The sequence below is a fragment of the Rathayibacter sp. AY1D2 genome (assembly GCF_002932695.1).
Classification (GTDB): domain Bacteria; phylum Actinomycetota; class Actinomycetes; order Actinomycetales; family Microbacteriaceae; genus Rathayibacter.
The window spans coordinates 1-3451 of record NZ_PSVX01000112.1 but is presented as its reverse complement, the minus strand read 5'-3'; the positions used below and the strand labels follow the sequence as shown (position 1 = coordinate 3451).

Genomic DNA, 3451 nt, shown 5'->3' with positions numbered 1-3451 from the left:
CGTCAGCGAGACCGTCGAGTGCGCCTCCGGTGGATGCTGGCGGCTGTTCTCGGTGCGCCCGCCCGACGCGATGACTCCCGAGCAGCTGTCGAGCGAGCTTGGAACGACGCCGCAAGCGCGCATCGCAGGAACGCTCTGGGACCCGCGCACCATCACGGTCAGTTCCGCCATAGAGGGACCTCTCCTGAAGGTGCGGGCCGATTACTGGTCCCAAGAGTTCATCCCCTAACCACGCGCGCGAAGCGCGGTGCACCGCCGGCGTGACACGGACCACGGAACGGGCGCCGCATCCGTTCCGTATGGGGATCGTTCGGCGGGCGCGGATCGCGCAGGTGATCCTCGACCGCACCGCGCCATTGGACACGAAGTTTCAGCGCGGCGACCTTCGGGGATGTGTCGCGCAGTTCCTATCTGCCGCCGCGTTGCGCCTCACGGCGCATGAGGACCACGAACCCGACGATGACGAAAAGGACGACGAACACCACGGAGATGATCGGCCAGTAGGTCACGAAGAACCAGATGATGGCTAAGGGCACCAGGATAATCGCGCTGGGATCAGGCATCCGGCGTTCCCTCGTGCCCCGTCGGCCGAAGGAGCGGGTCGAATGGGTGCTGCCCGTTTTTGCAGGAGCTGCTCATGACGCGGGTCACCTCGTAGGAGAGCGCGGCGAGCGTGCTCTCCACGCGAAGGCCGGTGCCGGTGCCTGGCGATGGCCTCCGTTCGCGGCGCTGCGGCGTCACTGTTCCGTGCTGGAGGGCGACACTCGAGCGGCTGCAAGCTGTCGGATGCCAGGATCACCGACACCGAGGATCAGGATGCTCTCGATGTTGCCGATCGTTTCGGGATCGAAGATCTGCAGCTCTTGGTCAGCATCTGCTGTCAGCGAGCCGACTTCGCTCCCTACGTCCACAGGGAACCTCAACTCGCCGTCGTTGTCCTCGAGCGGAGCGCTCGTGACGAAGACCCGCGGTTCGGTTGCTCTGGTCAGGCTCAGCCCACTGAGAGACAGCCACACTGTCCCGTCATCTCGCTCCTCGATCAGCAGATCACCGCTCGCGTCGTTGGACACGCTCTCGAGTGCTGTACGGATAGGTAGCTGCTCCAGAAGCGACTGGGCGGCGGGAGAGTCTGTTGCATCAGAATCGTCCGTGGGAGTGCTCGTAGGAAGGCTGGGAGCGGCGGACGTCGCCGAGGGACTGGCGACGGAGGTTCCATCGAGGGGTGCCGTGCAGCCGGCCAGGGCGAGAACGAGCCCGGTCGCAGCGACCACGGCCGAAAGCCGACCGATCGCGTTCGTGTCTGTCATGGTTCGTGCTGCTCCGTCCGTCGAACTGTCGCTCAGCCTACGCAGGGCGCGATTCTCATCACCGTGCCGAGGGGTCTCTGCGGAGCCAGTGGTGGGAAAGCCTTCCGATCGAATCGTCGTTCGAGCAACGACCGGGCGTTAGTCGCGCTCCGCGCCTACCCTTCCTGGCATCGTGAGCCAGAGGATGAGGGTGAGGAGGAGGCCGATGATGCCGCTGGCGAGCAGCGCGGCGACGGCGAAGGCGGAAGCGCCGAAGGACCCCTGAGCATCGTTGCTCATATCCACGGGCCTGAACCATTAGATGACGGCTCCGACGATGAACAGCAGGCTGGCGACGAGGGCGCCGATGCAGGTGTCTTGCCGCACCTTTTCTTCGGACCCGTCGCCTGAGAGGTTGACGAGCCAGAGGATCCCGATCACGGCGGGAGCGCCGGCGAGGAACGCTAGAAACACGGGTTCTCCTAGTTGGTAACGGGTCGCGACGGTATTTGCACTGGGGGCAGGCGCTGCATGAGGTGGTCGACGGTACGACGGGTGTCTATGCGCGCAGATCCCGTTCGAAGGCGAGGCGGAGCCGGCGCTCGTACTCGTCCTGCTCCATCGGCACCACCGCGGCGAGCAACTCCTCCAGTCGCTCCTGGTCCGCGCCTGCCACGGAGACCACGGCGTTGTCGATGAGTCGGGCGAGCATCGGGGAGCCATCCACCTCGAGCACCCAGACGCCGTCGTCCCGACGGTCGCAGGTGTTCCCCGCTGTCCCCGCCAGCTCGGGATTCGTGTACAGGCTGCAGACCTGGCTCTCGAGCGAGAACTCCGGGTTGAAGCGGTTCGTGAGGATCGTGATGTCGCCCGGGTCGGGAAGGTAGTCGGTGTCCTGTCGCGCGAGAGGATCCTCCGACGCCCGGATGGAGGACTCGTACTGCCCGATGACGACTGCCGTCGTCGTGAGCCGATCGGACTCGAACGGCACGACGGACGAATCGAGCCGCGCTTCGTACTCCGCCTCCTGTGAAGCGCGCGCGGCAGCGGACCGCCCGAGCACCGTCTGCACCACGGGCGATGCCACTGTCGCGAGGAGGGCTACGGTCGCCACGGCTCCAACGATTCGGGCGCGACCCGGATGGACGACGAGCGACCCGAATGCCGCCACGGCGCCGAGCAGCAGCGGAAGGGCGGCGAGGAGGGGAGCCGGGAGCGGCGGGGCATCGGTCACGAGCGGTGTGACCACGGCGGCGAGTGTCGCAAGAGTCAGCAGCGCACCGAGCACGAGATTTGCGCCGGCATGCAGGCGACCCGTGACGGCCCGGGACACGATCAGCAGGAGCGCAGTGGCGATGAGCGGCAGGAGGACGAACGCGGCCAGACCGGCGTACCCGGCGTACAGCAACGGCACGGCGAGGAGCGATCCGGCGAAGGCGACGGCGCCGACTGCGATACCCGCCAAGCCTGCGTGCGCGATCGCCGAGGCAGGATCGGGCGCAGTTGCCATCGGGCCCCCTCCCTGCCGCTGCCCCGAGTGTAGAGAGTGACCGGTTTTCCTGCCCAGCACGCAGGACCCGCCTTGCTCGGCTGCGCGAGCACGCAGCGTATGCCAGTGAAAGGCATAGTCACAGGAGCGGGGTGCGCCATCGCTAAACCCTGCTCTTCCGCATCGCCATCTCGGGTCGACTGCTCAGGCCGTCCCGTTAGAGGGTCGTCATCCGTCCGCCCAGGATGGCCGCGCATGAGACCGGAATCTCGCGGCGCTGTTTGTCGCAATAGACCCGCCCGATGAAATGCCCGATGATGGGGCGTCAACTGACACACTGAGCGCATGGCAGCTCTCGTGGGATACGCCCGCGTCTCAACCGACAAGCAAGATGCGACCGCGCAGCGCGACGCACTCCGGGCGGCCGGCGTCCCATCCGATCGGATCTACGTCGATTCCGGTCTGACGGGCCGGAACCGCGAGCGTCCCGCGCTGCGGGAGGCGCTGGCTGCGTGCGACGCCGGATCGACTCTGCTCGTGACGAAGCTCGACCGGCTCGCGCGGTCCATCACAGACGCTCGCGACATCGTTGATGAGCTGACCCGCCGCGGGGTGAAGCTCAGCATCGGGGGGTCGGTCCATGATCCGGAGGATCCGATCGGCCGGCTGCTGTCCA

7 protein-coding genes are annotated in these 3451 nt (G+C 66.7%); 2 read left to right on the top strand and 5 right to left on the bottom strand.

Annotated features, from left to right (window positions below; genetic code table 11):
- Window positions 1-229, top strand: a 229-nt coding sequence (locus tag C5D04_RS18570; protein WP_219815047.1) for a hypothetical protein, incomplete at its 5' end; no start/stop codon positions are given.
- A gap of 178 nt (window positions 230-407) precedes the next feature.
- On the opposite strand, the gene C5D04_RS18455 is transcribed toward C5D04_RS18570, so the two are convergent.
- The 5 genes from C5D04_RS18455 to C5D04_RS17535 all read right to left on the bottom strand — a co-directional run bounded on the left by C5D04_RS18455 (window position 408) and on the right by C5D04_RS17535 (window position 2856).
- Window positions 408-563 carry a hypothetical protein gene (locus C5D04_RS18455; RefSeq protein ID WP_181068416.1) on the bottom strand — a complete coding sequence of 52 codons (156 nt, stop codon included), beginning with the start codon at window positions 561-563 and terminating at the stop codon, window positions 408-410.
- A gap of 174 nt (window positions 564-737) precedes the next feature.
- Window positions 738-1307 carry a hypothetical protein gene (locus C5D04_RS18045; protein ID WP_146078522.1) on the bottom strand — a complete coding sequence of 190 codons (570 nt, stop codon included), beginning with the start codon at window positions 1305-1307 and terminating at the stop codon, window positions 738-740.
- A gap of 138 nt (window positions 1308-1445) precedes the next feature.
- On the bottom strand, window positions 1446-1586 hold the full coding sequence (locus tag C5D04_RS18450; RefSeq protein ID WP_181068415.1) for a hypothetical protein: 141 nt from the start codon (window positions 1584-1586) through the stop codon (window positions 1446-1448).
- A gap of 18 nt (window positions 1587-1604) precedes the next feature.
- Window positions 1605-1760 (bottom strand): hypothetical protein, encoded by a 156-nt coding sequence (locus C5D04_RS18445; RefSeq protein WP_181068414.1) that lies wholly within the window; start codon window positions 1758-1760, stop codon window positions 1605-1607.
- A gap of 85 nt (window positions 1761-1845) precedes the next feature.
- Window positions 1846-2856: a hypothetical protein gene (locus C5D04_RS17535; RefSeq protein ID WP_146078521.1), complete on the bottom strand. Its 1011-nt coding sequence runs from the start codon at window positions 2854-2856 to the stop codon at window positions 1846-1848.
- A 264-nt stretch (window positions 2857-3120) separates the two neighbouring features.
- On the opposite strand from C5D04_RS17535, the gene C5D04_RS17530 reads away from it, so the two are divergent.
- Window positions 3121-3451: recombinase family protein (locus C5D04_RS17530; protein ID WP_146087901.1), on the top strand; the 331-nt coding region annotated here is incomplete at its 3' end.

Coding starts and splice junctions, on each gene's coding strand:
- C5D04_RS18455 (WP_181068416.1), bottom strand. CDS start 563: ATGCCTGATCCCAGCGCGATTATCCTGGTGCCCTTAGCCATCATCTGG.
- C5D04_RS18045 (WP_146078522.1), bottom strand. CDS start 1,307: ATGACAGACACGAACGCGATCGGTCGGCTTTCGGCCGTGGTCGCTGCG.
- C5D04_RS18450 (WP_181068415.1), bottom strand. CDS start 1,586: ATGAGCAACGATGCTCAGGGGTCCTTCGGCGCTTCCGCCTTCGCCGTC.